The organism is Bifidobacterium sp. ESL0763 (assembly GCF_029433395.1).
Classification (GTDB): Bacteria; Actinomycetota; Actinomycetes; order Actinomycetales; family Bifidobacteriaceae; genus Bifidobacterium.
The window spans coordinates 395,210-421,641 of record NZ_JAQTHW010000002.1; the positions used below are offsets into that span (position 1 = coordinate 395,210).

Here is a 26,432-nt window from a genome sequence, read left to right on the forward strand (position 1 = left end):
CTGATTAGAATTGCTGATAACGTCCGGTAAGTTGCGCACTTTCGGTTTTCAGCTTTGGTCGCTTCGTGCGGTGTCTCAACCGTGTCGTCCATTATCGGTTCGAGCGGTGACATGTCCAGGTAGCGGCGTTCGGGCCAGTCTTGGGTGACGTGGCGGACGCGGGCGGTGACGAGCATGAGGGCGCCCTGTCCGTCGGGGAACTGGCCGACGACCCTGGTCCTGCGCCGTATCTCCCTGTTGAGGCGTTCGATCATGTTGTTGGTGCGGATGAGCCTCCAGTGCTCCATGGGGAACTCCAGGAGCTGGTAGGTCGTGGCCTCTCCGATGCTCTCGCGCAGGCAGGAGGCGGCCTCCCTGAGTTTCATGCTGTCCAGTTCCGCGGCGACCGACTCGGCCTTGGCCAGCGTTCCTGTCCCGGTCCTCCATGGCGAACACGGCCTTGAGCTTGGCGGCCAACGTCTTGCGCCTCTGGCGGGGCGTCCTGAAGAGGACGTTGCGTTCGAAGTGGACCATGCACCGCTGGTAGCGGGCCTGCGGGAGCAGTTCGCCGACGGCTCGCACCAGCCCCGGGTTGCGGTCGCCGACCGTCAGCCGCACGCCGGAAAGGCTGCGGCCAATCATCGGGCGGATGAAGACCTCCCAGCTTTCCGTGTCCTCCCTCATCCCTTCGGCTATGCCGATGACCTCGCGCCGGCCGTCGTCGCCGACGCTGATCGCGGCCAGCTCTCTGACGTTCTCCAGCTTCCTGCCCCCAGTTTCGTCTCAGCCAGATGCCGTCCATGAACACGTACGGGAAGTCCCGTTCCAGCAGCCTGTTCCGCCATTCGCCGATGTCCTCATAGACCCTCTTCAGGTCGTTGTTCAGGGTCTGGGGAGGGATGCGGTTGCCCCACAGCCGCTCGCTAATCGAACCGACCTGACGGGTCGAGACCCCGCTGAAGTACATCTCCATGAGCGCCTCCTCTACGCTCGACTCACGCGTCCGGTAACGCTGGATGACCGCGGACTCGAACAGGGCGCCCTTGAGCTTGGGGACCTTCACGCCCATGCTGCCGGCCTTCACCGTCAGGCTGCGCTCGTAATGGCCGGCGCGATAGGCCTTCCGGTCTTCCTTGCGCTCGTAGCGCGCGGCGCCGGCCACCTGTTCGGCCTCGGCGTCGAGCATCGCGTTGAGGATCTCCTCGACCTTCGAGGAGACGAGCCTGTCGAGCTCGGTCTCGAACTTGGACTCGTCGACCTGTATGATTTGTTATTGGGCATGGTTCCCGCCTGCTTTCCAATCGGATTTTCTTTCTGGCGATTGAAAATCGTACACAGGCAGGGCCATGTCCCCTATCAAATCCCAAAATCCAAAGTGCGCAAAATCTCGGACACTACCACCTCAAGCTGTCAAATATGGAAATGAAGCCGGTATCCAACTTATCGACGGCAACGCCCTGGTCCAGATGTGTCAGCAAGCCTGGGGAAACTCCCTCCCTCAGCGGTCCATAGATCCGAGAGTTTTCGAGTTGACAGAAGGCGATCTGCTAGACAATATTTCTAGAGATATGCAATATGAGTTTGTGTAAATGATTCGAAGATCATGCTTTAAATCATTTTGAGATTTCATTTTGCCACTTGATCTTAGTAATCAATGCTTTGATAATATGCTTAACTCCATAGTTGTTTTTCTGAGCATTCAAAATGCGGGGTTCAGTATAGAGAGCATAAATAAAAAAGAATATCCCATATAGATATAGTACCAGAAACAGCAATAGAGCGTAATTCTTTAATACTGCTTGTGTAATTGGCATGAGATTAGTAGCAAGTAGTAGCACCGTCAAATAAGCAGGGATTGAGGCGCCGCATAAGAAACCTGAAATTGAGTAAGCCTTAGGATGTCTAGGACCAGTATCTTCTCCTAATTGGTCTGTTTGGGTCAGAGCGTTTCTAAATAGCTGATTTTCAAAGAAGTATCTGTCGGTAGGCCGCTTACCCAATAAATATGTTCTATAACAGAATCTTAGTATTTTCCACTGCCAGAAAGTTCTAATTATAGTCAAGAAGACGACATATACAACAGATAATACGAGAAAGACAATTACGAAATTAAGAGTTCCTTTATATGTCAGTCGATTACCCGCGATTATGGAAGATATACCTTTACGGCTAAAAGCTAATATGTATATTAGTGCTGTTGGAAAATAAAAACCGGTGCATATATATTTTAAAAATGAGAATATTCCCTGTTCGTTGGCAATTTTAAGCTTCTGAGTTTTATTCTGGTAAGATTTTCGCAACTCATTTTTGCCGAAAAGATAAAAATGTTTTCGATACAGTTGTTCTATAAATTCATTACTAATTTGTTTGTATTCAATATGTAATATGTCGATATCGTTGGGATTGACAAACGCTTCAGCTTCTTTTAGCTCTTTCATGCGATTAAACCTAGGCTCAAACGTCATTGTGGATAAGAGAGGTAGTGTTTTGACAATTGTAAATGCAATCGTGATAATGGCACAGAAAGCTGTTGTAATACTTGCAATTGTCGATGCAGAGTTAACAAGAAAGTTAAAGAGTGAATCAATCATTTTCGTTCTTATTCCTGTTCTTTAGTTGATTGCAGCGATGTTTGATTTTATGTATATTTCGATAAGTTTTAAAGTTGGCTCGTACCTTTTTGACTGGATATTTGGCTTTAGTTTTCGTGAGCTTGTCCATGATGATCTCATCCATGTCACAGTTGAGCTTTTCGGCGAGATCGATGCAGTAGGTCAGGACGTCGGCCAGTTCCTCTTTGACGTGTTTGATGTCGGGGTCGGCGACGTCCGGTGACCATTGGAAGCATTCGAGCAGTTCGCCGGCTTCGATGCTGATGGACTTGGCGAGGCTTTCGGGGGAGTGGTACTGTTCCCAGTCGCGCTCGTGGTTGAAATCTCGGATGGCCTGAATGGTGGATTCGCTGATCATGCTTATCAAGCCTACTCGCTTGGACAAAGGCGACTGCGACGAATCCCACGCAAGAGGTTCGGCGGACGGCTTTTCGCAAACCAATGCAGCGAGTTATGCACATTTTTAAATATGAATAATTCTTTTTCGTCGGTGTGTCGTGGCGAAAAGCTGGTTGTATTGCGACATAATTGATATATGGGAAATGATGTTCAAGAGCCGATCATTGTGAAGTTGCCGTATAAGCAATACTCTCGAGAAGCGTTTATGGATTCGGAGCTGATTCATAAGAACGGAACGATTTCACCGGTCGAAGATTGGATGTTGAAGAGCTTCCGTGGTCTGAACAAATTCGTGCTTGAGTATCCGACTGTTTATGTGGTCTATGCAGACAAGAAAAACAGGCACAAGCATAAGCCTGAATACACGGTCTATATCGGTGAGACCAATGACATCATCCACCGCACGGCTCAGCATCTGAACAACGATTCCAAACTTGACAACCGCGGCGATTGGAAAGCTGTTGCCGGCAGCGACGCGTACAAGCAGTATGTCATCGGCCATCCGGAATTCAACAAGTCGCTGACGTTGGACGTCGAGAACCGGTTCATGCACTATATGTCGAGCACGGATTCGGTCAAGCACCTCAACAATCGCCGGACGAACGCGCAGGGACATTATTACACCGACCAGGACTTCGAGAAGATTTTCTCCAAGATCTGGCTCGAGCTGCACAATGACGATCCTGAGCTGTTTCCGGCGGAGCAGATCATCCGTGATTCCGCGTTGTTCAAGGCATCACCGTTCCATAAGCTTGGCGACGAGCAGGTTGAAGCGGAAGAATCGATTCTGACCCAGCTTTCCGCGATTTTGGCGGATGAGAGCAAGGACGCGCAAAACGAAAACGCACAAAGTAAGCAACAGAGGCCGAAGCTTATCTTCGTCGAAGGTGCTGCGGGCACTGGCAAGACCGTGCTGCTCAGTCATCTTTTCTACCGTATCTATAAGGAAATCGAGGAAGTCCGAGAACGGCAACCTGAGGAAGAGAAGCAAGAAGATGACGTTCAATCGGCGGATAAACAGTACCCGGCCTATATTCTGGTCAATCAGAAGGAGCAGGTGACGGTCTACAACCAGATTGCCACGAAACTCGGCCTGCAAAAAGAGGCCGGCAAAGTGGTGATGAAGCCGACCCAGTTCATCAATAGATTCAGCAAGCCGATGCATGGCATCAAAGGACGTGGCGATCCCACCAAGCCCGATGGCAAGGCGGATATTGTTTTGGTGGATGAGGCGCATCTGCTTCTGACGCAAGGCGACCAGGGATATTCGGGCAAGAACCAGCTTTATGATCTGCTTCGCAGGGCTCGCGTGGTCATCGCCGTTTTTGACCCGAAGCAGATTCTTCAATCCAAGCAGAAGATGAACGCCGTCACGTATCAACGATTGTTCCCGAAGGAAGAACTCGAGAATCAGAGCCAGGTCCACGCCGGCAAGATAGAAGCTGATCGGGTTGTCAAGCTGGGGCCTGAAGACCATCTGCCCGAAATGGAAACCGAGGTCGCGCATATTCGTGTGCGGCATCAGTTCCGTATGGCTGCGAGCGACGAGATGATTCAGTGGATAGACGATTTCGCTGATAACGGGCACATCGGCAAGCTACCGGTCGATCCGGGCGTGCATGACGAGGACGCCGAGGCCAAGGACGGAGAGATTCATTGGAAGCGTGAGCCTTACGAGGTCAAGGTTTTCGATTCGCCGGTCGAGCTGTTCAGGGCTATCCGGAAGAAAGCTGAGCTGAAGTCGGACGGCTGGGACGGCAAGGGGCTCTCCCGAGTGCTGGCGACCTATGACTGGAAGTATGTAGACAAGAAAAAGAATTCAAAAGACCCGAATGGTTTTTGGAACGTTGAAATGTACCGCGATGCAGACGGTTTGTGGAAATACGGGCCGAAGCCAGGCATGGCGAAATTCAGTCCTGTTGAGCGTGAAGAGGCCGATGACACGTTCACCAAGAACGGCTATTACAAGCGTTGGGAGAGTCGGACAACGGATGATTACTTCTGCCAGCCGTGGAACTACCAGCTCACCGATCAAGCCGAGTCAAAACGGGTCGGTGACGAACAGGCGTGGGCTGAGCAGTCGCACACCATCAACGAGGTCGGCTCCACGTTCACCATCCAGGGCTTCGATCTCAACTACGCAGGCGTCATCATTGGTCCGTCGGTTGGCTACAAAGATGGGCATATCACTTTCGATCCGGCCAAAAGCGCCAATCGTCTGGCCAAGCCCGAGCGTAAAGATCTAGGCGACACCTCAGCCGAAAACCTCTTCCGCAACGAGCTGAGTGTCCTTCTCAAACGTGGAGTTCATGGGCTGTATCTGTTTGCAGTAGATGAGGAGTTGGAATGTAAATTAACCAACCATTTAAAACAGTAATAATAATTTAAGCAGAATATGTTGAGGAAAGGGAACAGTGCAACATGAAATTAGAAAAAATGATTATAAAAGGCTTTCGCTCGTTCGGTGAAGAGCAAGAACTCACATTTAATAAAAACACGGTGTTTGTTGGAACTAATGGGACTGGTAAGACGACTGCACTATTGGCATTATGCAAAATTTTCTCTAAAGATGCGAAAGAACGAACAATAGAGCAAGAAGATTTCCATTTAAATATTGGGGAAGATTATGCGACAGAACAAGAATTAAATTTATTTATTGAAGTAACTTTTAATTTAGGCAAGGATGTTATTTCAGCGGGACCTACCTTTTTTAGAGGTTTAACAGTAGAACAACCTAATGGGGATTTAATTCTACGAATTCGACTTGAATCAAAATGGGCGAATGATGGTAGCATTGGTGGAGCAATAGACACTGAAGTTTATGTTGTGACTTCTGAAGGGAAATCTCATGTTTCTCGTCAGTGGTTGAATGCAATACGTGTAATTTATGTACCTGCAAGCAGGAATCCTGCACAAGCGTTAAATAGGGTTTCGGGGGGTATTCTTTCTAATTTGATTCGCGCAATTGATTGGGAAAAGGGTGATCAAAGGAAGCTAATAGAACAGCAAATCGAGGATTTAGATAATTCCTTTTCTTCCGTTAATGATGTCGAGGATTTATCGGGACAAATTAATAGACAGTGGAGGGAATTGGATAACGATAGTCGTCATTCTACTGTAAAATTGCATTTTATAAACAACGATTTTGAGCATATTGTTCGGCGTCCATTTGTGGCTTTTTCTGAAGACGGGTTTACGAGAGAGTATAAAACGGATGATTTAAGCGATGGTCAAAAGTCTTTATTTTACTTTTCTTTGATTAAAGCATTGTTTGGAATTGAGACTGTAATAAGAAAAACAATTCAAGAACAATTCACTCCGGTTAAGTCGGTAAAAAAGGTACAAATTCCTGTACATAATGTTTTATTGGTCGAAGAGCCGGAGAACCATATTTCGCCTCAGCTGCTTGGTAAGCTGGTGGAAATCTTGGTTACGCTAACTAATGATGATTCGTGTCAACTTATTTTTTCTTCTCAGTCTCCCGCAATTATTAAAAGAATTGAACCAAAAGATATTAGGTATTTTAAACTTTCAAAAGAGTCGAACACCTTATGTAAGCCATTGACTCTTCCTGATAATGAATCAGAAGCATATAAATATATAAAAAATGCTATACAAGCATATCCTGAACTATATTTTTCTAAGTTGGTAATTTTAGGAGAGGGCGAGAGCGAACAAATAATTTTGCCTAAAGTGTTAAATCCTGAAATAAAGAGTGATTTAACGATGGATGTTCGTAGTATTTCTATAGTTCCTTTAGGTGGAAGATTTGTACATCATTTTTGGAAGTTACTAAGAGGCCTCGGAATTCCATACATTACATTACTTGATTTTGATCAGGAACGATATGGAGGCGATTGGGGGAGGATACGCTACGCGATTAATGAGTTGAAAAGCTTTGGTTTTAATGTCGAGAGTTTTTATGATTTTGATGGTTCAAAATTTGATAACGAGAAACTTAAACAAATGACGAGTCGTCCTTTGGATTTAAATCAATTAACTTATTGGAGAAATCAGCTCGAGAGTTTTTCTATCTTTTATTCCGCTCCTCTGGATATTGATTTTTTAATGTTGGAGCAGTATCCAGAAATTTATAAGAGTATTGCAGACGAATTTTCAGATAAACTAAACTTGAAAAGCTCTGACGAGGCCGTTCGGTTAGTTTTACATGAGCATGGGAAAGATGGTACCTCATATTCTCCGCAGGAAAAAGAGCTAATGCCTTTGTATACATATCTATTTTTAAATAAAGGCAAGCCAATAACACATTTTATGGCGATACAAAAATTAGGAAAAAATGATTTAGCGAAAGAACCTGAGATCTTCCAACGGATGTTTAATAAGATTAATGAATTATTGGGGGAATGATGGAACAAGACCATTGGATTCCTACAGATGGAATTGACCTTGAAGAAAATGCGATTAAGACTGTAAAAGATTTAAATAATGTCTTGACTTACGCGGGACCTGGCGCAGGAAAAACTGAATTACTAGCTCAAAAGGCAAATTATCTTTTAGAAACAGGGATTTGTCCTTCTCCTTACCAGATTTTGGCAATCAGTTTTAAAGTGGACGCTGCTGACAACATTAGAAAAAGGGTTGAACGGCGCTGTAGTATTGTCAATGGTAAAAGATTCTCATCATATACCTTTGATGCCTTTGCGTCGTTTATTTTAAAACATTTTCGCCTGGCAATTCCGGTAGCTTTTCGTCCTAGTTTAAATTATTTAATTATTGATAATAAAAAACATTCCGAGAACACAATTTCAAGCAAAGCTATTGATAGGTATTTCAGAACGCTTTCAGATTTTGAACCGGATTCTATTAGGAATCTGCTTGAATCCTCTTCTTTCAGACCGTTTTTACGGCAAGGAACAGGCTTACCAAGTTTACTTACTTATAAAACTGTTTTTTTGCTCGCATTATATATCGTTAAAACAAATATTAAGATTGCTGATTTAATACGGAGCACCTTTCCTTTTGTTTTTGTCGATGAATTTCAGGATACGACGGATTTACAATATTCGTTGCTTTCTACATTATTCAAAGACACTTCAACTTCGGTAACTGCTGTTGGCGATTCTAAACAGAAGATAATGGTATGGGCAGGGGCCAAAAAAGATATATTTAGTACTTTTCAGAAAGATTTTTCAGCAAAAGATTATTCTTTAATTGTGAATCATAGATCTGTACCAGAGTTAGTTAGATTCGAAAAGAAATTTGCTTCTTTGCTGAATAACTCACCAATTGAAAATGATTATAAAGAAAGCTATGGAAACGTAGTTCAATATTTTATCTGTGAGAATGATGATATTGAGGCAAATGTGATTGCTCAAGATATTGCGGAAAAAATTAAATGTGGCGTCAAACCTGAAGAAATCTGTATCATCTCAAAAAAGATGTGTGTTGATGCTAGACGTGAATATAAATATGCCAACAAAATCTGTGAGCAATTAAGAAAATCAGGAATTCGAGCAGCTGATTTAAGTCAAAATCAGGAGTTTTTCCATGATTCGCTTTTTTCGCTAGTGTTTTCAATATTGGAATTATCAGTAGGGAACATTACTTCTGAAGAAAGATTTGAGATTGATGCGGAACTGATGAGATTAAAGAATATATCAGGAAATATTGAAGATGGAGGTAAATACATTTCTTTTGAGAGAGACTTTTCTTCGCTGTTAAGTAACTTATGGCACAGCTGTATTTATTTGAAAAATAATCCTTCACATAATGAAAAGATGCTTGAACGAGTTTTGCGCCAAATTGTAGATTTTATTGGAATCAACGCAATTGAGGAAAACTACTCTATTTACAGCGAAAAAGGATTGATCAGTGAGGCTGTGAAACGATTTGCAGAAAAAATATACTCGGAATTGAAATTTTCGAATTTTGACTTTCCCAAAGCATTAGACAGTTTACGTGGTAGAGGAATAGTGCACATTATGACAGTGCATAAAAGTAAAGGACTCGAATATGAATATGTATATTTTATAGGTATTGAGGATGACTCTTTCTGGCAAATAATGTCAAATCCTTCTGAAGAATACAGTGTCTTTTTCGTTGGTGTATCACGTGCTAAAAAGGGTCTTATTCTAAGTAGCTCTAAAAAAAGAGGAATACAAGATGAACATATACATAATATTAGAGAAATTATACAATTATTGCCTCGATGTTCTTGGAAGCGCAGTATTACTAGTTGTTCTGCATACTGAGGAAGATGAAGAGATGGGTGTTAGCTAGTCCGGTATTCTGCTAGTCCAAAAAGATAACTGAGCTTCCTTATCGATGATCAAGAGGAGAAAAATATGAGGAGTGAATGTCCAGTCGATTATCCATGTGCTATTGCTGATCACAGTAAAGAAGGTTGTAAAGCTGCACTCACTTGGGTTGTTGGTCATCTCGAGCAAGGACAAACTTTAACGCTTTGGATACCCCAAAAACAGATGCTTAGAAGTAATCAGTTTCTTGTCTGTCTTTCAAAGGAACCAGCCATTAATGTTGTGACGTTACGTGGCGGTTTCTATTGTGCTGATGGCCCCGTGCTTGCTATGTATCCAAATTCTAATGAGATTGCATGGATTATGGGTGCCAACGGAATCACAGCTCTCGCAGTCGTACAATGGAGCGACGATCTTGATACCTGGGTGAAAGAAGTTGGTGCCAAAGTTGTTCATTCTTTCAAACCTGATAAAACTCGCAGATTTCCTTTTTTTGAGAAAGAACCTGAACTGGATCCCGAAGTTATCAAAAGGCTCGAGGATATTACGGTAACTATCAATCTCAACAACTCTATTGCTAGTGCGAGCTTTGAAAAAGATATTACAGTTCGGCAACTACTGCAACTCCATGATACTGGGTACGAACTTCCTCCCAAAAGAATGGCTCAGTGGGCTGCTGCACATGGTTGGTTATATGATAACCCCAAAGAATTGGCTAATTGGGCTAGGAAGATTTCATCTGGTATCCGTCCGCGTATAAGTCAATGACACACTTTGTTAAAACGGACTCTCGATTTGAGCACTGTGAGTAGGCTTGAGGGCCACTGTTGGCAATCAGTATGCCAGTATGAGCGGACGATAGCTAGTGATTCTCAGTGGAGCTGCAGACTAAGATGGTGCCCGTAATCAATGAGCACTCAACAACATAAGCCAAAGGAGGCAACAGCCATGAAGGCATGGAGATTTTACGGGACCAACAAGCCGCTGAAACTGGAGGAGGTGCCGGAGCCGCGTGCCAAGGCCGGCGAGGTCATCGTCGACACGAAGGCGGTCGGGCTGTGCCACACCGACGTCGGGTTCCTCACCGATCCGGGTTGGATGAAGGGCCATACCGTGCCGTTCACGCTCGGCCATGAGGACGCGGGCGTCATCAGCGAGGTCGGCGAGGGCGTCGAAGGCTTCAAGGTCGGCGACCGCGTCGCGATCTGCCCGACCACCTCGGCCGGCACTCCCGGCGGTGGCTTCGACGGCGGCTATGGCGAGAAGATCGCGATCGGGGCGCAGGCTCTGGTGCCGATTCCCGATGCGGTCGATTTCGTCAAGGGCGCCGCGGCCACGGATGCGGGCATGACCTCGTACCACGCCGTCGCCACGCGCGCGGCCGTCAGGAAGGGCGAGGACGTCTGCGTCATCGGCGTCGGCGGGCTCGGCCAGATCGGCGCCCGCGTGGCCCATCTGCTCGGCGCGAACCTCTACGTCGCCGAGGTCAAGGAGTCCGCGTGGCCGATGGCCAAAGATTTGGGCGCCATCGACGTGAAGAAGTCTATTGATGAGTTCGTGGCTGAGGGCGTCAGGTTCGACAAGGTCATCGATTTCGCGGGCTTCGGTACCACCACGGCCCAGGCGGTCGAGGCGTGCAAGACGCACGGCACCGTCGTGCTCGTGGGCATGGGCCGGCTCGAAAGCACCATCGACACCAAGGCGCTGATTATGAGCCAGGTCAACCTGCTCGGCTCCAACGGCGGCACGAAGGACGACATCGCCGGCGTCTACAGGCTCATGGAATCCGGCGACCTCGACCCGGTCACCACCAAGATCGCTTTCGACGAGATCCCCGAGGGCTTGAAGAAGCTGCAGGCCGGTGACGTCCGCGGTCGCCTCGTCGCCGTCTACGAGTGATGGGTCGATCCGCAACTCTATAGATTCCAGACTCTGTCGGAGTCGATAAACAATAAAGCCGGGTAGTCAATGTCCGGCTCCCAAGCCGTCGGTCAATGCAGCCGGCGGCTTTGTGCTTTTGATACAAAGCTGAGTATGAAATGGGAATCTACCATCTAGGTGGAGTGCAACAAATGAAGTATTGAGTGAGCGTATTTTTATCCTGCCGAAGGAGTCGATGCTTCATTAGTAGCATATAGTGCAACAAATGCAGCGCGTAACCGACGGCACTTGGCGATTGTCGGCGTTGTTGGCGGGCGGCCTCTACAATGGGAGCATGACCAACTTCCTAGCATTCACCGCGAATCCCGATCCGGAATCACTCACGCAAACCATCGGCAAGGCGTTCCTCGAGGGCGCGAAGGCCAAGGATCCGGCGGCGGGCACCGACTTCGTCGACCTGCACACCATCGGCTTCGACCCGACCTATCGCATGGCCGACCGCCAGCAGTACCTGGGCGAGGCCCCGATGCCCGATGATGCGGCCGCCCTCCAGAAGAAGATCGTCGACGCCGACGTCATCGCGCTCGTCTTCCCGGTCTACTGGTGCCAGATGCCCGCGATGATGAAGGGCTTCACCGAGCGCGTGCTCTGCCGCCACTTCGGCTATAATCCGGACCACACCAAGTCCGCCATCGCCGACAAGAAGTTCCGCGTCATTATGCTCACCGGAAGCTCCGAGAAGTGGTACCGCGACTCCGGCATCGATTTCGCGATCCGCCAGCAGGTCATCTACTACATGTTCCACCATTATTGCGGCGTGGACGACGCCGAGCTGGTCTACGTCGACAACCTCGAGATGGGCAACGACTCGCCCGAGGCGCGCGAGGCCGCGTCCATGCACATCGAGCGCATCAAGGAGCTCGGCGCCTCGCTGGCATAGGCATGCCGCTGGCGCATTTTGGATAGTTGGCAGCGTTGCTGCCTCACTGGTTCTGTGCTGCAGATGAGCGTAATTTGGCGATAACACGTAAAAAGTGCCAATACACGGCTCTGGCTGTCAATATTTTTCGGATAACGTGAAAATATTGACAGCCAGCGGGTTTACTTGGTCTTTTCCCAACACTGTTGTTGGAAAAACGACGTCATGATGCCATAACTGTCACTATTCCAACAGTGATGTTGCGTATCGCTTGTTGTGCGTGGATACCGTCTCTTTGGGTGCCGTAGTGGCCACGGCCTGCACCCGCCGCAGTTCGCCGCGCCGCCGGAAAACACGGCTGCCGTTGCCACCGCTGCGGTTTTGCAATGCCACCGAAACCACAGCGGTCGTTTTCATGGCCTGTCCAAGCCACGTCGCGACCTCAATCGCTACCGCTTCTGCTGTGGTTTTTGCGGCTTCTGCGGTTGCTGCTGCTCGTCGGTCAGGCGCCACTCGTGCACGACGTTGCTGTCGGCGCCCATCGAGTAGATGACATTGTTGATACGTTGCTCCTGCTTCGCGTCGGTGGCCTGGTCCCAACAGGTGCCGTCGGGATGGTCGTTCGCGATCGGGCACCATCGGTACTGGCCCTGCTGCATGTTGGCGGTGGGCACCCAGTCGATGCGGCTGACCCGCCAGGTGCCGGGCTTGCCACGCTTGCCGGCGAACTGGATGCGCGCGCTCACGCCCTGGTTGTTGACCTCGTTGCCCGGAATGTAGGAAGTGACGGTCACCGCGTTGCCCAGCCCGTAGACGATCCACGTATTGTGATAGTACTCGATCGGCTGCGCGCAGTGGCATCCGGCGCCGTAGATGACGTCGAAGGCCCCGGTATCCGCGAGCTCGTGCGCCTCCGAGACCTGCCATGAGTCGGCTTTCGTCAGGTATTCCTGCAGCGAGTGCATCGCGATCGCCACCACGTCCGCGCCCTGCTTGCGGGCCTCGTGCGCCTTGGTCACCGCCCGCTGGATGTCGGAGTCGTGGTGCGGGTCGCCGTCCTCGCGCAGCCGGTCCACACGCCAGTCGTAGTCGGGCGTCATGGCGTTGAGCGACACGGTTCCGGTCACCAGCCCCATCTTGCCGCCGCCGGTGGGGGAGTCGATGACCAGCGGCTTCATCGAATCGGCCTCGGTCTTGTAGGATCCGGTCTGCGCGATGCCGGCCTGGTCGAGGTCGTCCCACAGCCGGTCGATGCCCGCGGCGCCCTGGTCCCACGAGTGGTTCGTGCCGTGGGTGCAGGCGTTGTAGCCCACGTGCTGCGCCGCGTCGACCACCTCGGGCGGGATGTTGAAGACCGGGTAGGCCGTGTAGGGGCCGCCGCGCTGCGCCACGGGCGTCTCGAACTCGCAGACCGCGATGTCGGAATGCTGGATGTAGGGCTTCATGTTGGCGAACAGCGGGTCGAAGTTGAAGGCCGTGCCGTCGGTCGCGCTCGGATTGTTCTGGAAGTGCTCCCAGAGCCCCTCGTGGAAGAGCAGGTCGCCGTTGACGAACAGGGCGATGCAGTCGCTGTCGGGGCAGTCCGGGGAGTTGCCATGGTGCACGGTCACCGGCTTGGGCGTGGCCTTCCTGTTGATCGCGGTGGCCTCGTTAGTCTCGCCACTGCGCACGCCGAATGCCGAATCGTGGTTCGAGAAGCCGAGGAACAGGGCCACGCATGCCACCGCGAGGGCGAGCAGGACGATGCTGGAGGCCGTCACCAGCCGCGCGGAGACGCCGGGGGCATCTGCTCGGGCATGGGCGGAATGGTGTGCCGCATGCTTCATGTCGTGTCGTGGCTGGTGCCTCATCGTGCGCTTCCTTCTCGTCTCTCGTCTCTGATGTCTCTGTATCTCTGACGTCGTTGTCACTCCATATTAAGCGATTCGTGCTTCGGCCATGCCGGATAGTCATATGGGGAGACGGTGTCGGGCGGAATCCATGCCATTCGGTTGCGGCGGGCGACGCGTCTACCGGAATCCGAGGTAGCGGCGATGGTTCAGTCGAAGCATCCACGGGTCGGGGGAGTAGACGTTCGCGGCGGCAGCGGGCCGTCCGTCAGGATGACGGTAGGTGCCGTCGGCGTCTCGGGCCAGGCGCGAATCGGCGATGGCCTCGAGGAAACCCTGGATTTCAGCGTCGGAGTCGAAGGGGTAGGGAGTCGTGCACCACACCGGATCGGCCTCGATGACGTAGGCGGCGGGTTCGCCGGCGCGATTGTCGGAGGGCCGATCTGTGGCTTTGCCGGCAAATTCACTTGCCGGTTCGTTCGCAAGCTTGGCTGCTGGTCCGTTTGCGGTTGCGTTTGTGGGGCTGGCTGATATTCCGTGCGAATGCCGTGGTGTGCATTCGTTTTTGGCGGCAGCCGGGACGAACCCGACGATGACGCTGGCATTGCCCAGCCCACCAAGCCGTGCCGCCCGCTCCGCCGTCCGTTCCACCAGACCTTTATATTCCTCGTGGAACGTGGCCCCGTCGAAGATCGTGGCGATGCCGTGGCCGTCGTCGGCGTCGAGGTGCACGCAGTAGCCGCACGATGCCACCGCCTCGCCGTCATGGACGATGACGCACCATTCCTCGATGATGCCGGGGATATGGGCGCTGACGGTGATAGCCGAATCCGCCGGAGCTCCCGCGAGGTCGTGGCGCAGCGTGGCCAGGTCGCGCCTGGCCGCCCGGAATTCCGGCACGCGGCCCTGGTCGAGCTGCGACCAAGGTTCCGCTCCCAATCCAGCCGGTATATGCGTCCAGGTCAGAATGTCGGCCACGCTGGTGGTCATGCTTGCGCGGCCGAGCAGATCCGCCGGAAGCCTGCCCATCCAACCGTTCGACGGTGCCTCGAGCGCGATCGGCTCCTCGTTTCCGGCGGCCCTGAACGCGTTGAGGGCGATGAGTAGGTTCGGCGTGATCCAGACCGGGTCGCCGTCGTCAAGGTCGCGGGAAGGCGCCAAACCGTTGTCGTGATTGAAGTCCCAGGTCTTGCCAAGAGGCGTGACGAGGCCTTCGCGGCGGGCTTTGTCGGAGGGATCGTCGGAAGAATCATCGGAAGGACCGCCAATGTGAGGCGCATGAATGTGAGATTTGTCCACATAGGTCTGAAAGGCGTTTTGTACCCAGAAAATAGGGCAGATGATGCGCATGGTGACCATTTCGGGTGTCTTTCTGGTGGGAAACCGTTCCGTTCCCTCAAGCGTAACCCGACGAGGTGAACGGCTCAAAAGCGTTGTCATCATTGGCATCGAGGTAATCGAAAGCGATAAAAACAGTCGCAACGAGTCATTTCGGAACCGTCCCTCGTTTTTATTCCCGCTACTCTGCCAGCTCAATAAGACAGACCGTCTTACGTTGCTTAATATGGCAATTGTCAGCGAGAACAGCCCCGCAAACCAATGAACGGGCCGTGAACGCACGCACGTACCGGACGGACGTCGGCACAGCCAAACGGCGGCCATCCGAAGCAAACAGCAAGCAAGCAACAACTAGGAGAACACATTATGACCAGGATCGCAGTTTTCGTCGGATCGCTCCGCAAGGATTCCTTCAACATGAGCCTAGCCAAGAACATCGAGGCCCTCATGCCCGAAGGCTTCGAGTTCGACTACATCGACATGGACCTGCCCCTCTACAACCAGGACCTCGACGGCGCCCTGCCGCAGAAGGTCGTCGACATGAAGAAGACCGTCGAGGCCGATGACGGCGTGCTGCTCGTCACCCCCGAGTACAACCGCAGCTTCTCCGGCGTCATCAAGAACGCCATCGACTGGGCCTCCCGTCCGTGGGGCCAGAGCTCCTTCGCCGGCAAGTCCGCCGCGATCATCGGCGCCTCCATGGGCGCGCTCGGCGCCACCCAGGCCCAGCAGGCCCTGCGCAACGTGGCCCTCTTCCTCGACATGAAGCTCATGGGCCAGCCCGAGGTCTACTTCAACGCCGCGGCCGCCCTGGACGAGGACGGCAAGGTCGTCGAAGGCTCCAAGGACTTACTCAAGGGCTTCGCGGACGCCTTCGCCAAGCACGTCGAGGCGAACAAGTAGTTCCAAGCGCATCACATTGACGCAGATTGCGTTACATTATGTGAATGCAGTCACGTTTTCCCGCCAATACGGCTTCCTTTTGGGGTGCCGGGCGGGAAAAGTGATAAATTAACAGTAGACATACGTTTGATATCCGGCACTACGGACGACCACGGCCCGATGAGGTCGGGCGGTGGCGTTGGTGGGTTTCGATTCCGCGGAAGGGGAATACATTGGCTCTTGAAGAGACGGACATCGTGGCATTGGCGGCCAAGGCGGAGACGGGCATCAGGCAGTACCATCTCACCGTGGTCAACGCAGGCATCTCCGATCCTTCCAGCACGCTTCGCCTGGCGGAGGAGATTGCGCAGAAGACAACGGAATACATGGCCAGGCACGGCAAGGAGGTCACCGTCAACACGGTGACGCTCAAGGACTACGCCGAGGACATCGCGGACGCGTCGGTGACGTTCCGGCCCTCCGAGAAGCTCAAGGCGGTCATCAGGTCCGTGTCCGAAAGCGATGGTCTCATCGCGGCCTCGCCGATCTACAAGGCCTCGTATTCCGGCCTGTTCAAGGAATTCTGGGACGTGGTGGAGCAGGATGCCATCTTCAACATGCCCGTCGTGCTCGCCGCCACCGGCGGTTCCGATCGCCACGCGCTTGTGCCCGACGTGGTGATGCGTGGGCTCTTCGCGTTCTTCCGCGCCGTGCCGGCCGCCACCAGCCTCATGGCCACCAAGGAGGACTTCGACACCCCGGAGCTCAACAACCGCGAGGCCCGCGCCGCCAGCGAGCTCGGAGCGCTGATGCTCTCCGGCGTGCGCCAGCAGGTGTGCGAGGAGCAGAAAAGCGCCATGAAGTGGTGATGCGTCGCCACTGGCAGCGTTATTGAACGATCGAGCGATGGGCTGGGACTTCGGTTCCGGCCCATCGTCGTATCCGGAGCATGGGCGCGCGAGTGAATGGATACGTTTTGCGTGTGGCTACGCTGGGGTGAGCATGTGCGGGCATACGGACGCATGGGACAGGCCTGATATCCGTTATTGCGGTCTTCCATTCGACCTCTCTGCGTGCTGTTGCAACATGCCATAAACCGCAGCGATAGCCCGATTGGCGCGGCGGCCGTCCCACGGATGCTAGAGTGGCGCGTGGCGTCTCCGCCCGTGCTGCGCAGGTCAAGGGGCGTCGATGGCCCCAGCTGTGCGCAGTCCCGAACCCAAAGGCCCGACCATGCCCGAATACCAACGAAAACCCGACGACAATTCTTCCCGGACCTCCAAGGCCCGGGTCCCATCGCGACAATCTTCTACCGTTTCTTCTTCCTCTTCTCAGCCGTCCGGACGTTCCGGCGGCCCGCGGATCCGCTCGGGACGCCTGCGGTGGCGCGCGGCGGACATCGCCGTCGGCGCGGCCCTGGGCGTGGCCTGCGGCGTGGTGTTCTGGGGATTCAACTTCGCCTACTCCTGGCTCTCGCCTCTGCTCGGCGCCATCCTGCCGGGCATCGCCAGCCTGCTGCACGCCTTCTGGTACTTCTCGGGGCCCCTGGCGGTCCTGATCATCCGCAAGCCCGGCGCCGCGGTCTACGTCAACCTCATCGGCAGCGTTACCGAGATGCTCTTCGGCAACCAGTATTCCGTCGGTTTCGTCTTCGTCTCCGCGCTCCTGCAGGGCATCTTCGCCGAGATCCCCTTCGCCTGCCTGCGCTACCGAAAGTTCAACCTCGCGCTGAGCGCCCTGTCGGGGGCGTTGGTCGCGTTGGAATACGGCGTCTTCGTGCTGCTCTTCCGTTTCCAGGGCGTGGCGTTCGCCAGCCCGCGAGGCATCATCCACATGGTCTGCGAGCTCATCGGCGGCGTGCTGATCGCCGGGGTGATGAGCTGGTTCCTCTATCTCGCCATCGCCAGGACGGGCGCGCTCGACCGGTTCGCTTCGGGCAGGGCCGTGCGCCGTCAGCGCTGATTTTTTATACGCAAACACTGCTGAGACTCTGTGATGGCAAGGTTGAGTTGAGTGCGTTGCGATGTGTGGGCCGTGCGCCGGCAGCGTCGAAGCGCGTAGGTCAGTGGTGTTGAGACGCTGCGGTGACAGTGCTGACCTACGCGCTGATCGCCGGCGTCGATGGGCAGAGCGTTTGTTAGACTGGCGTGGTTGGCTTCGGCCAGCGTGGGGCTGTAGCTCAGTCGGTTAGAGCATCGGACTCATAATCCGTCGGTCCAGGGTTCAAGCCCCTGCGGCCCCACTTACTCACTATGGCTAAGCACATTCATTTCAGAATATAGGCGTTTGGCTGGCATTGGACCGTCTTTTCATTTCCGTGAATTGCCAATAGGTCCATTCCTTGGGATTGATGTAGATGGTGTAGGTCTTTTTGCCGTAGACGATTTCCACGGGGAATATGGCCGTCGGATTGGCCATGATATCGGCCTCGAGCGCCGTGGCGCGTTCATGGTTCGGCAGATATAGCGTATGGGTTTTGCCATGTGCCTCAAAACACAGGATATCGCTCATCAAAGGCTCCTTTGCTTGGATGCTGATAAGGATAACGATATCAAGATTCTCGGCGGCGAGACAGCTGTGGCGCGGACAGCGACGGAGACTGGCCACGATCAATCAGCCGAAAGAGGAAGCCGGGATGATTCGGCGTCGCGATTGGTTGTACGCTGTGAGCGCTTGCCTGTTTTTTCTGAATCGATGTATCGCCGATTTCATTGGGCGAGCCAAGTCAGCGCTCGCTGGTACAATTTCACTGTTCCGGTTCACGTCTGGTCATTGGGGCTAGGCGACCCGGGTCACCTGAATTCCTTAGGAGACATTATGAAGCAGGGTATTCATCCCGATTACCACACCGTGCAGGTCACCTGCTCGTGTGGAAACACGTTCGTCACCCGTTCGACCGCCAAGGGCGATCACATGACGGTTGATGTGTGCTCGCATTGCCATCCCTTCTACACCGGCAAGCAGAAGATTCTCGACACCGGTGGTCGCGTGGCGCGCTTCGAGAAGCGGTACGGCAAGAGGAGCAAGTAGCTTTTCTTCGTTCGCCAGCCTATGGCCTGGGTCGCCTGACCCGGCTTGGGCTGGCGTTTTTATTGGTACGGGACGATGGCTTGGGCCATGGTGGCATGCGATGGGGCAGGGCACCGGGCAGGGCCGAGTAAAGGACGTTATATGCAGGACGAGCAATTTCCGGCGGCGCAGAGCGCGGTGGAGGAATACCAGGACATCGAGCGGCAGATGAGCCAGCCCGAGGTCGCCTCCGACCCCAAGGCCATGCGCAAGCTGGGTCGTCGCCACGCGCAGCTCGGCACCATCGTCGAGGCCTACCAAGCCTGGCTTTCGGCGCGCGAGGACGCTGAGGCGGCCAAGGAGATGGCCGGGGAGGACGACGATTTCGCCGAGGAGGCCAAGCGGCTGGAGACGCTCGTGGCACCCGCCGAGGAGAAGCTGCGCAACGCGCTCATCCCGCGCGACCCCGACGACGTGCGCGACACCATCATGGAGATCAAGGCCGGCGCCGGCGGCGAGGAGGCCGCGCTCTTCGCCGGCGACCTGCTGCGCATGTACACCCGCTACGCCGAGAAGCGCGGCTGGAGCGTCACCATCCAGAGCGAGAACGGCACCGAGCTCGGCGGCGTCAAGGACGTGCAGGTCGCCATCCGCGCCAAGGGCAACCCGGCGCCGGAGGACGGGGTGTGGGCGTCGCTCAAGTACGAGGGTGGCGTGCACCGCGTGCAGCGCATCCCCGTCACCGAATCGCAGGGGCGCATCCAGACCTCCGCGGCCGGCGTCATCGTCTTCCCCGAGGCGGACGAGGACGACGACGAGATCGAGATCGATCCCAAGGACCTGAAGATCGACATCTTCATGAGCTCCGGGCCCGGCGGCCAGTCCGTGAACACCACGTATTCCGCGGTGCGCATGACCCATATCCCCACCGGTGTGGTGGTGAGCATGCAGGACGAGAAGTCGCAGATCCAGAACCGCGCCGCCGCCCTGCGCGTCCTGAAGTCGCGCCTCTTGGCGATGAAGCACGAGAAGGAGGCCGAGGAGGCGGCGGACATGCGTCACTCCCAGGTCCGTTCGCTCGACCGTTCCGAGCGCATCCGCACCTACAACTTCCCTGAGAACCGCATCGTCGACCACCGCACCAACTACAAGGCCTACAACCTCGACCAGGTGCTCGACGGCGACCTGCAGGCCGTCATCGACAGCGACATCCAGGCCGACGAGCAGGAACGCCTCTCGCGCTCCAAGTAAGTGTGGTCTGGTCACTGACCGTCAGCGGTCGGTGTGGCCGTCGGCGTGGCAGGTGCGCCACGGTTGTGTAGAGTTGAGGCAATGCCAGGAGAGCGAAGAAGGGGATTCGATGTCGCAACAGGTCGGTCAGGACGTTTCGCAGATCATCAAGGAAGCGGCCGACCGCCTGCGCCGGGCCGGCGTCGACACCCCGGAGCATGACGCAAAGCTGCTGCTGGCAGAGGCCTGCGGAGCGACGCTGAGCGACATCGACAAGGCGATGCTCATGGGCTCGCCGCTGCCACTGAAAGACGGACCTGCCAGTGGTGCTCGCGATGCCGATATCGCTAATGCCATTGATGCCACCGATGAATCCACCGAAACCAAGGATTCGGGCAACGCTGCCAGTCCCGCCGATGCCCTCGAACGTTTCGACGCGATGGTGGCCAGGCGCGCCAAGCGCGAGCCGCTGCAATATATCGTCGGGCACGCCCCGTTCCGCTATCTCGACCTCGAGGTCGGTCCGGGCGTCTTCATTCCCCGCCCCGAAACCGAGACGGTGGTGCAGGCCGCGATCGACTGGATCATGCGCGAGAAGATCCGCCCGTGCCGCGTCGTCGACCTGTGCGCGGGCAGCGGCGCCATCGGTCTGTCGATCGTCACCGAGATCTCCGGCAGCGAGGTATGGGCCGTGGAATGGTCGCGAACCGCGATCCAATGGGCCGAACGCAACATGCGCCGCATCTTCGGCAAGCAGTCCCTGGCCGGCTACAACTATCACCTCAAACGCGCCGACGCCACCGACATGACGGTGCTCTCGCAGCTCGACGGCACCATCGACGTGGTGGTGACCAACCCTCCCTACGTGCCGCAGGACGACGTGCCAGCCCAGCCGGAAGTGCGCGACCACGATCCGCAAATGGCGCTGTACGGCGGCTCGCCGGACGGGGCGCTCATCCCCGAGCAGATGATCCTGCGCGCCGCCCGCCTGCTCAGAAGCGGGGGAGCGCTGGTGATGGAGCACGACATCTCCCAAGGCGGGCGACTGGTGGACTTCGCACGGGTCAACGGATTCCGGGACGCCAAGACGGGCGACGACCTCACCGGACGGCCGCGCTACCTGTTCGCCATCAAGCGGTGAGCGCTGCGGCATCGGGCAATTGCGCCGGGTGCAGAAGGCTTAGGTGATTGCCATATTGAGCGATCGTTGTGGTTACTTGTCACATATAGTTGCTTGTCGCATATATATGTCGTTTTGACGTTCGCGTCGCGGTGGCTGGCCGTATCGACTATCGACTGGCCATTGTCCGGTTTGCGGCTCAGCGGGCGTAGTCCTGTTTCGCGGCGGCCATGCTCTCGTCGATCTCATGCACGACGTGCGCCGGATTGCCCACCGCCACGCAATGCGCCGGGATGTCATGGACGACCACGGAGCCGGCGCCGATGACCGATCCCTCGCCGATGCTCACCCCGCCGATGACGGTGACGTTGCCGCCGAACCAGCAGTTCCTGCCGATGGTGATGGGGCGCGAATACTCGTAGTCGTACAGGTTGCCATTCTTGTCGCGCCGCTGGTTGCGGTCCTGCCAGCGCAACGGGTGCATCGGCGGCAGCAGCGAGACGTTCGGGCCGAAGAGCACGTCGTCGCCGATGGTCACCTGGTTGGCGTCGAGCACGGTGAAATTGAAGTTGATGAACACGCGGTCGCCGATCTTGGTGTGGATGCCATAGTCGAAGGCGATGTTGCCCACGACCTCCAGCCCCTCGCCGTGGCCGGGCAGCAGCTCGTCGAGGATCGCCTTGCGCGTCTCGGCGTCGTCGCGCGGCGTGGCGTTGAAGCGCTCGCACAGGGCGCTGGCTCGGTGGCGCTGGGCGTCCAGCTCGGGGTCGCCGGTGTTGTAGAGCCGGCCCGCGAGCATCTCCTCGGTTTCGCTGAGGCGTGGCTGGCGTAGTTCGACGGGTGGCAGCGAGGTCATGGCGTTCCCTTTCCTTGGCGTGTATGGCGGCACGTTACAATCTAGTATGATTCCGCGAAAATGACGGTCATCGTTCCATGAGGGCCGCGGGCGGCGAAGTCGTGGCGGAATGGTGCAATGGGTGGTATTCGAAGCCGGGAGGATGTATGAGCGAAGTATGCGCGATCGACGAAGGGTCCCTTGCCAAGGCGAAGCGGATCGTGGCCGGCGGAGGGCTGGTGGTGCTGCCGACCGACACCGTCTACGGCGTGGCCTGCAACCCCTTCGACGCCGAGGCGGTCTCGCGCATCTACGAGGCGAAGCGGCGTCCGCGCAGCAAGTCCCTGCAGGTCCTGCTCTCCTCCGTCGATGATCTCGACGGGCTCGGCCTCTGCCTTCCTCCGGCCCTGGCCCGCCTTTCCGCGGCGTTCCTGCCCGGACCGTTCTCTCCCATCGCCGTGGCGAAACCGGGCTCGAAGCTGGTCACCCTGCGCGACGAGGCCGACGGCAGCCGCACCCAGGCGGTGCGCGTGCCCGATTCCGAGGCCTGCCTGACCACCCTGCGCGCCACCGGGCCACTGGCCTGCTCCAGCGCCAACCGCAGCGGCGGCGAAAGCCCCCAGAGCGTCCGGGAGGCCGTGGCCGCGCTGGGCGACGACGTGGACCTCTATCTTGACGGCGGCCCGACGAAAAGCCATGTGGCCAGCACCGTCGTGGCCGCCAGCGCCTCCGACGCCGACGGCATCGCCATCATCCGCCAGGGCGTCATCGACGAGTCCCGGGTCCGCGAGGTCGTGCGTGGCGGGAGCCTGGGCGCGTGAGAGTCTACCTGTTCATCGCCGCGATCGCGGGAGGGGCCACATGGCTGGTCACCCCCCTCGTGCGGCATCTGGCCATCGAGCTGGGGGCCGTGGGGGAGGTGCGCGCCAGGGACGTGCACACCGTGCCCACGCCCCGCATGGGCGGGCTGGCCATGCTCATCGGCCTGATCGTCTCCGTGCTCTTCGCCAGCAGGATGCCGTTCATATCGGGCCTGTTCGTGGGCACGCACCAGGCCTGGGTGGTCCTGGCCGGGGCGGCGATGATCTGCCTGCTCGGCATCGCCGACGACCTGTGGGACCTGGACTGGATGCTCAAGCTGGCAGGGCAGCTGCTCATATCGGTGTTCGTGGCGTGGGGCGGCGTGCAGATCATCTTCCTGCCCTTCGGCTCGCTGGTCACCGCCTCGCCCAGCATCTCCATGGCCATCACCGCCTTCCTCATCGTTGCCTCGATCAACGCCGTCAATTTCGTCGACGGGCTCGACGGGCTCTCCTCCGGCATCGTGGCGATAGGCGGCATCGCCTTCGGCGCCTATTCCTACATCCTCGCGCGCTCCTCGCCGAGCTATGCCTCGATGGCCACGATGTTCGACATGGCGCTGGTGGGCATCTGCGTCGGCTTCCTGCTGCACAACTGGCATCCGGCGAAGCTCTTCATGGGCGACTCCGGCTCGATGCTGCTGGGCTATCTCATCACCTGCGCGTCGATCATCATGACCGGCCACCTCGACCCGGCCTCCATCCACACCAGCGTCTACCTGCCGGTGTTCATGCCCATCCTGCTGCCCATCCTGGTGCTCTTCCTGCCGGTGCTCGACATGTGCCTGGCCATTGTGCGCCGTCTGAGCAAGGGGCAGTCGCCGATGCACCCCGACCGCATGCACCTGCACCACCGCATGCTCAGGATCGGCCACAGCGTGCAGGGCGCCGTGCTGATCCTCTGGGGGTGGGCCGCGCTCATCTCCTTCGGCTCGATCATGATCCTCTTCTTCAAGGCGCGATACGTGTTCATCGGCATGGCGATCGCCGCGGTCGTGCTCACCGTGCTCACCATGTTCCCCTACCTGATGCGGCGTTGGCTCGAGATCCAGAAGTTCGAGGGCCAGGCGCCGCCGGTCCGCATGGGCGGGGACGTCGCCGGGGACGAGGGACCTGCGGCGCACGGCAAGGCCGAGATGGACGGCAAGACGGACAAGGCAGATAAGCCGCGTAAGGCTGACGAGTCCGACAAGCCGGTCCGGTCGCGTAAGGCCGTGCCGGTCGTCCAAGGAGCCCAGCACGGAGCGCCGGATGGAACCTTGATCGATTCGTTGCATGTGAATTCGCATGATGTCGATGATCGTGGGTGAGGCATCGCTGGGCCAGGCGCTCAATCGGGGCTGAGGCGATCGGTCTCAACGGTGCGGAATCATTTTCGGCGATTGCGCGGGGCATGTCGAAATCGATGATCTGATGGCGGCCATTCGTCGGCAACGGCGTCATCGTCGGAGTGTCGCCTTGGTCACCCCACGCCCATATAGTTGATTTATGGCTATTAACTCACAATCTGATATCCAGTCATCCTACAATCCTCTACCTCCGATCTTCGCGAAGATGGGCCTCGCCTACGACGACGTCCTGCTGCTTCCCAACGAGACCGACGTCATCCCCTCGCAGGTCGACACGACCACGCACCTGACCCGTGAGATCACCATGAAGGTGCCCGTCCTCTCGGCGGCCATGGACACCGTCACCGAGTCCGACATGGCCATCGCCATGGCGCGCAACGGCGGCATCGGCGTGCTGCACCGCAACCTCTCCATCGACGACCAGGCCGCCCAGGTCGACATCGTCAAGCGAAGCGAGTCGGGCATGATCACCGATCCGCTCACCGTAAACCCCGAGGCCACCCTTGCCGATCTTGACAAGCTGTGTGGCCGTTTCCATATTTCGGGTCTTCCCGTCGTCGACAACGACAACAAGCTGCTCGGCATCATCACCAACCGCGACATGCGCTTCATCGCCTCCGAGGACTACGACAAGCTCAAGGTCAAGGATGTGATGACCAAGGACGGGCTGATCACCGGTCCGGCCGACATCTCCCGCAAGGACGCCCATGACCTGCTGGCCAAGCACAAGGTCGAGAAGCTGCCGCTGGTCGACAGGGACGGCAAGCTGGCCGGCCTGATCACCGTCAAGGACTTCGTGAAGACCGAGCAGTACCCCGACGCCACCAAGGACGACCAGGGCAGGCTCCGCGTGGCCGCTGGCATCGGCTTCCTGGGCGACGCGTGGCAGCGTGCTTCCGCGCTGATGGAGGCCGGTGTCGACGTGCTCGTGGTCGATACCGCCAACGGCGAGGCCCATCTGGCACTCGACATGATCAAGCGCCTGAAGTCCGACCGCGCGTTCAACGGCGTGCAGATCATCGGCGGCAATGTGGCGACCGCTTCCGGCGCGCAGGCCATGATCGACGCCGGCGTGGACGCGGTCAAGGTCGGCATCGGCCCCGGCTCCATCTGCACCACCCGCGTGGTCGCCGGCATCGGCGTTCCCCAGCTCACCGCCGTCTATGACGCGGCCCAAGTCTGCCGCGCGGCCGGCGTGCCCTGCATCGCCGACGGTGGCATCCACTATTCCGGCGACATCGCCAAGGCACTCGTGGCAGGCGCCTCCACCGTCATGCTCGGCGGCGCGCTCGCCGGCTGCGACGAGACCCCGGGCGAGAAGGTGCTGCTGCACGGCAAGCAGTACAAGCTCTACCGTGGCATGGGCTCGCTCGGCGCGATGGCTCCGCGTGGCAAGAAGTCCTACTCCAAGGACCGCTACTTCCAGGCCGACGTCACCAGCAACGACAAGGTCATCCCGGAGGGCGTCGAGGGCGAGGTGCCCTACCGCGGCTCCCTCAACGCGGTGCTCTACCAGATGATCGGCGGCCTGCACCAGTCGATGTTCTACATCGGCGCGCACAACATCAAGGAGATGGCCGAGAAGGGCCGCTTCGTGCGCATCACCACGGCCGGACTGCGCGAGTCGCATCCGCACGACATCGTGATGACCGCCGAGGCCCCGAACTACAGCGGTTTCCACAACGACTGATATTCGGATTTGATTCCAGCCAGGACAGACTGACGTGCTTGGGGCTGGGATATACGATGTTCGACACGCTCCGGGCTGAGCCGTTAAGCGGCCAATCCAGTGGATTGGCCGTAGGCGAAGTGAGTGCTCGCCAAGAGCACGAAGGCAAAATCTTCGATTTTGCACAGGCCAAGTCTTTACGGTCGAACATCGCATATCCCAGCCCCAAGCACTCAGCAGGAAGAGCGGTAAGGCACCGAATGCTGTGGTGTTATTAAAAAATCATGTCGTTCGGGGCCTGGC

21 protein-coding genes, 1 tRNA gene and 1 pseudogene are annotated in these 26,432 nt (G+C 56.0%); 16 read left to right on the plus strand and 7 right to left on the minus strand.

Annotated features, from left to right (window positions below; all coding sequences use genetic code 11):
* Window positions 1-101: 101 nt before the first annotated feature.
* From PT282_RS02540 to PT282_RS02550, 3 genes and pseudogenes are all read right to left on the minus strand, one after another.
* A pseudogene (locus PT282_RS02540) lies at window positions 102-1,246 on the minus strand (IS256 family transposase); the annotation flags it as partial.
* Between the two features lie 346 nt (window positions 1,247-1,592).
* Window positions 1,593-2,570, minus strand: coding sequence for a hypothetical protein (locus tag PT282_RS02545; RefSeq protein ID WP_277168014.1), 978 nt, complete (start codon window positions 2,568-2,570; stop codon window positions 1,593-1,595).
* Entirely contained in the window at window positions 2,563-2,949 is a 387-nt protein-coding gene (locus PT282_RS02550; RefSeq protein ID WP_277168015.1) for a nucleotide pyrophosphohydrolase, read from the minus strand. Before PT282_RS02550 ends, PT282_RS02545 begins: the two co-directional genes overlap by 8 nt.
* Window positions 2,950-3,126: 177 nt before the next feature.
* On the opposite strand from PT282_RS02550, the gene PT282_RS02555 reads away from it, so the two are divergent.
* From PT282_RS02555 to PT282_RS02580, 6 genes are all read left to right on the plus strand, one after another.
* On the plus strand, window positions 3,127-5,367 hold the full coding sequence (locus PT282_RS02555; protein ID WP_374114132.1) for a DUF2075 domain-containing protein: 2,241 nt from the start codon (window positions 3,127-3,129) through the stop codon (window positions 5,365-5,367).
* A 44-nt stretch (window positions 5,368-5,411) separates the two neighbouring features.
* Window positions 5,412-7,358: an ATP-dependent endonuclease gene (locus PT282_RS02560; RefSeq protein ID WP_277168017.1), complete on the plus strand. Its 1,947-nt coding sequence runs from the start codon at window positions 5,412-5,414 to the stop codon at window positions 7,356-7,358.
* Window positions 7,355-9,202: a UvrD-helicase domain-containing protein gene (locus tag PT282_RS02565; protein ID WP_277168018.1), complete on the plus strand. Its 1,848-nt coding sequence runs from the start codon at window positions 7,355-7,357 to the stop codon at window positions 9,200-9,202. The genes PT282_RS02560 and PT282_RS02565 overlap by 4 nt, the downstream gene beginning before the upstream one ends.
* 93 nt (window positions 9,203-9,295) lie before the next feature.
* Window positions 9,296-9,976 carry a hypothetical protein gene (locus tag PT282_RS02570; protein ID WP_277168019.1) on the plus strand — a complete coding sequence of 227 codons (681 nt, stop codon included), beginning with the start codon at window positions 9,296-9,298 and terminating at the stop codon, window positions 9,974-9,976.
* A 180-nt stretch (window positions 9,977-10,156) separates the two neighbouring features.
* Window positions 10,157-11,107, plus strand: coding sequence for a zinc-binding dehydrogenase (locus PT282_RS02575; RefSeq protein ID WP_277168020.1), 951 nt, complete (start codon window positions 10,157-10,159; stop codon window positions 11,105-11,107).
* A 316-nt stretch (window positions 11,108-11,423) separates the two neighbouring features.
* The gene (locus PT282_RS02580) at window positions 11,424-12,029 is read left to right on the plus strand and encodes an NAD(P)H-dependent oxidoreductase (protein ID WP_277168021.1); all 606 of its coding nucleotides are present in this window, start codon (window positions 11,424-11,426) and stop codon (window positions 12,027-12,029) included.
* A 428-nt stretch (window positions 12,030-12,457) separates the two neighbouring features.
* On the opposite strand, the gene PT282_RS02585 is transcribed toward PT282_RS02580, so the two are convergent.
* Both PT282_RS02585 and PT282_RS02590 read right to left on the minus strand, forming a co-directional pair.
* On the minus strand, window positions 12,458-13,858 hold the full coding sequence (locus tag PT282_RS02585) for a CapA family protein (protein ID WP_277168022.1): 1,401 nt from the start codon (window positions 13,856-13,858) through the stop codon (window positions 12,458-12,460).
* A gap of 159 nt (window positions 13,859-14,017) precedes the next feature.
* Entirely contained in the window at window positions 14,018-15,373 is a 1,356-nt protein-coding gene (locus PT282_RS02590; protein WP_277168023.1) for a hypothetical protein, read from the minus strand.
* 168 nt (window positions 15,374-15,541) lie between these two features.
* Between PT282_RS02590 and PT282_RS02595 the strand changes: the two genes are divergently transcribed.
* The 4 genes from PT282_RS02595 (at window position 15,542) to PT282_RS02610 (ending at window position 18,299) form a co-directional block, all read left to right on the plus strand.
* Window positions 15,542-16,078 (plus strand): NADPH-dependent FMN reductase, encoded by a 537-nt coding sequence (locus tag PT282_RS02595; RefSeq protein WP_277168024.1) that lies wholly within the window; start codon window positions 15,542-15,544, stop codon window positions 16,076-16,078.
* Window positions 16,079-16,290: 212 nt separating this feature from the next.
* Entirely contained in the window at window positions 16,291-16,926 is a 636-nt protein-coding gene (locus PT282_RS02600; protein WP_277168025.1) for a CE1759 family FMN reductase, read from the plus strand.
* A 322-nt stretch (window positions 16,927-17,248) separates the two neighbouring features.
* Complete coding sequence (locus PT282_RS02605) at window positions 17,249-18,019, plus strand: ECF transporter S component (RefSeq protein WP_308201363.1); 771 nt, start codon at window positions 17,249-17,251, stop codon at window positions 18,017-18,019.
* 206 nt (window positions 18,020-18,225) lie between these two features.
* A tRNA-Ile gene (locus PT282_RS02610) sits at window positions 18,226-18,299 on the plus strand.
* A 29-nt stretch (window positions 18,300-18,328) separates the two neighbouring features.
* Here PT282_RS02610 and PT282_RS02615 read toward each other — a convergent pair.
* Window positions 18,329-18,568, minus strand: coding sequence for a hypothetical protein (locus PT282_RS02615; protein WP_277168026.1), 240 nt, complete (start codon window positions 18,566-18,568; stop codon window positions 18,329-18,331).
* Window positions 18,569-18,874: 306 nt separating this feature from the next.
* Here PT282_RS02615 and rpmE point away from each other — a divergent pair, with 306 nt between their 5' ends.
* The 3 genes from rpmE (at window position 18,875) to prmC (ending at window position 21,437) form a co-directional block, all read left to right on the plus strand.
* Entirely contained in the window at window positions 18,875-19,087 is a 213-nt protein-coding gene (gene rpmE / locus PT282_RS02620; protein ID WP_277168027.1) for a 50S ribosomal protein L31, read from the plus strand.
* Between the two features lie 141 nt (window positions 19,088-19,228).
* Window positions 19,229-20,317 carry a peptide chain release factor 1 gene (gene prfA / locus PT282_RS02625; RefSeq protein ID WP_277168028.1) on the plus strand — a complete coding sequence of 363 codons (1,089 nt, stop codon included), beginning with the start codon at window positions 19,229-19,231 and terminating at the stop codon, window positions 20,315-20,317.
* A gap of 109 nt (window positions 20,318-20,426) precedes the next feature.
* Window positions 20,427-21,437 carry a peptide chain release factor N(5)-glutamine methyltransferase gene (prmC, locus tag PT282_RS02630; protein WP_277168029.1) on the plus strand — a complete coding sequence of 337 codons (1,011 nt, stop codon included), beginning with the start codon at window positions 20,427-20,429 and terminating at the stop codon, window positions 21,435-21,437.
* A 178-nt stretch (window positions 21,438-21,615) separates the two neighbouring features.
* Here prmC and PT282_RS02635 read toward each other — a convergent pair whose 3' ends face one another.
* Window positions 21,616-22,272 (minus strand): sugar O-acetyltransferase, encoded by a 657-nt coding sequence (locus tag PT282_RS02635; RefSeq protein ID WP_277168030.1) that lies wholly within the window; start codon window positions 22,270-22,272, stop codon window positions 21,616-21,618.
* Between the two features lie 146 nt (window positions 22,273-22,418).
* On the opposite strand from PT282_RS02635, the gene PT282_RS02640 reads away from it, so the two are divergent.
* From PT282_RS02640 to guaB, 3 genes are all read left to right on the plus strand, one after another.
* Window positions 22,419-23,072: an L-threonylcarbamoyladenylate synthase gene (locus tag PT282_RS02640; protein ID WP_277168031.1), complete on the plus strand. Its 654-nt coding sequence runs from the start codon at window positions 22,419-22,421 to the stop codon at window positions 23,070-23,072.
* Window positions 23,069-24,421 carry an MraY family glycosyltransferase gene (locus tag PT282_RS02645; RefSeq protein WP_277168032.1) on the plus strand — a complete coding sequence of 451 codons (1,353 nt, stop codon included), beginning with the start codon at window positions 23,069-23,071 and terminating at the stop codon, window positions 24,419-24,421. The genes PT282_RS02640 and PT282_RS02645 overlap by 4 nt, the downstream gene beginning before the upstream one ends.
* Window positions 24,422-24,599: 178 nt before the next feature.
* Window positions 24,600-26,150 (plus strand): IMP dehydrogenase, encoded by a 1,551-nt coding sequence (guaB, locus tag PT282_RS02650; RefSeq protein WP_277168033.1) that lies wholly within the window; start codon window positions 24,600-24,602, stop codon window positions 26,148-26,150.
* The last annotated feature ends 282 nt before the right edge of the window (window positions 26,151-26,432 follow it).

Coding starts and splice junctions, on each gene's coding strand:
- PT282_RS02575 (WP_277168020.1), top strand. CDS start 10,157: ATGAAGGCATGGAGATTTTACGGGACCAACAAGCCGCTGAAACTGGAG.
- PT282_RS02585 (WP_277168022.1), bottom strand. CDS start 13,858: ATGAGGCACCAGCCACGACACGACATGAAGCATGCGGCACACCATTCC.
- PT282_RS02555 (WP_374114132.1), top strand. CDS start 3,127: ATGGGAAATGATGTTCAAGAGCCGATCATTGTGAAGTTGCCGTATAAG.
- PT282_RS02560 (WP_277168017.1), top strand. CDS start 5,412: ATGAAATTAGAAAAAATGATTATAAAAGGCTTTCGCTCGTTCGGTGAA.
- prfA (WP_277168028.1), top strand. CDS start 19,229: ATGCAGGACGAGCAATTTCCGGCGGCGCAGAGCGCGGTGGAGGAATAC.
- prmC (WP_277168029.1), top strand. CDS start 20,427: ATGTCGCAACAGGTCGGTCAGGACGTTTCGCAGATCATCAAGGAAGCG.
- PT282_RS02595 (WP_277168024.1), top strand. CDS start 15,542: ATGACCAGGATCGCAGTTTTCGTCGGATCGCTCCGCAAGGATTCCTTC.
- PT282_RS02565 (WP_277168018.1), top strand. CDS start 7,355: ATGATGGAACAAGACCATTGGATTCCTACAGATGGAATTGACCTTGAA.
- PT282_RS02615 (WP_277168026.1), bottom strand. CDS start 18,568: ATGAGCGATATCCTGTGTTTTGAGGCACATGGCAAAACCCATACGCTA.
- PT282_RS02605 (WP_308201363.1), top strand. CDS start 17,249: ATGGCCCCAGCTGTGCGCAGTCCCGAACCCAAAGGCCCGACCATGCCC.
- guaB (WP_277168033.1), top strand. CDS start 24,600: ATGGCTATTAACTCACAATCTGATATCCAGTCATCCTACAATCCTCTA.
- PT282_RS02580 (WP_277168021.1), top strand. CDS start 11,424: ATGACCAACTTCCTAGCATTCACCGCGAATCCCGATCCGGAATCACTC.
- PT282_RS02545 (WP_277168014.1), bottom strand. CDS start 2,570: ATGATTGATTCACTCTTTAACTTTCTTGTTAACTCTGCATCGACAATT.
- rpmE (WP_277168027.1), top strand. CDS start 18,875: ATGAAGCAGGGTATTCATCCCGATTACCACACCGTGCAGGTCACCTGC.
- PT282_RS02640 (WP_277168031.1), top strand. CDS start 22,419: ATGAGCGAAGTATGCGCGATCGACGAAGGGTCCCTTGCCAAGGCGAAG.
- PT282_RS02635 (WP_277168030.1), bottom strand. CDS start 22,272: ATGACCTCGCTGCCACCCGTCGAACTACGCCAGCCACGCCTCAGCGAA.
- PT282_RS02570 (WP_277168019.1), top strand. CDS start 9,296: ATGAGGAGTGAATGTCCAGTCGATTATCCATGTGCTATTGCTGATCAC.
- PT282_RS02550 (WP_277168015.1), bottom strand. CDS start 2,949: ATGATCAGCGAATCCACCATTCAGGCCATCCGAGATTTCAACCACGAG.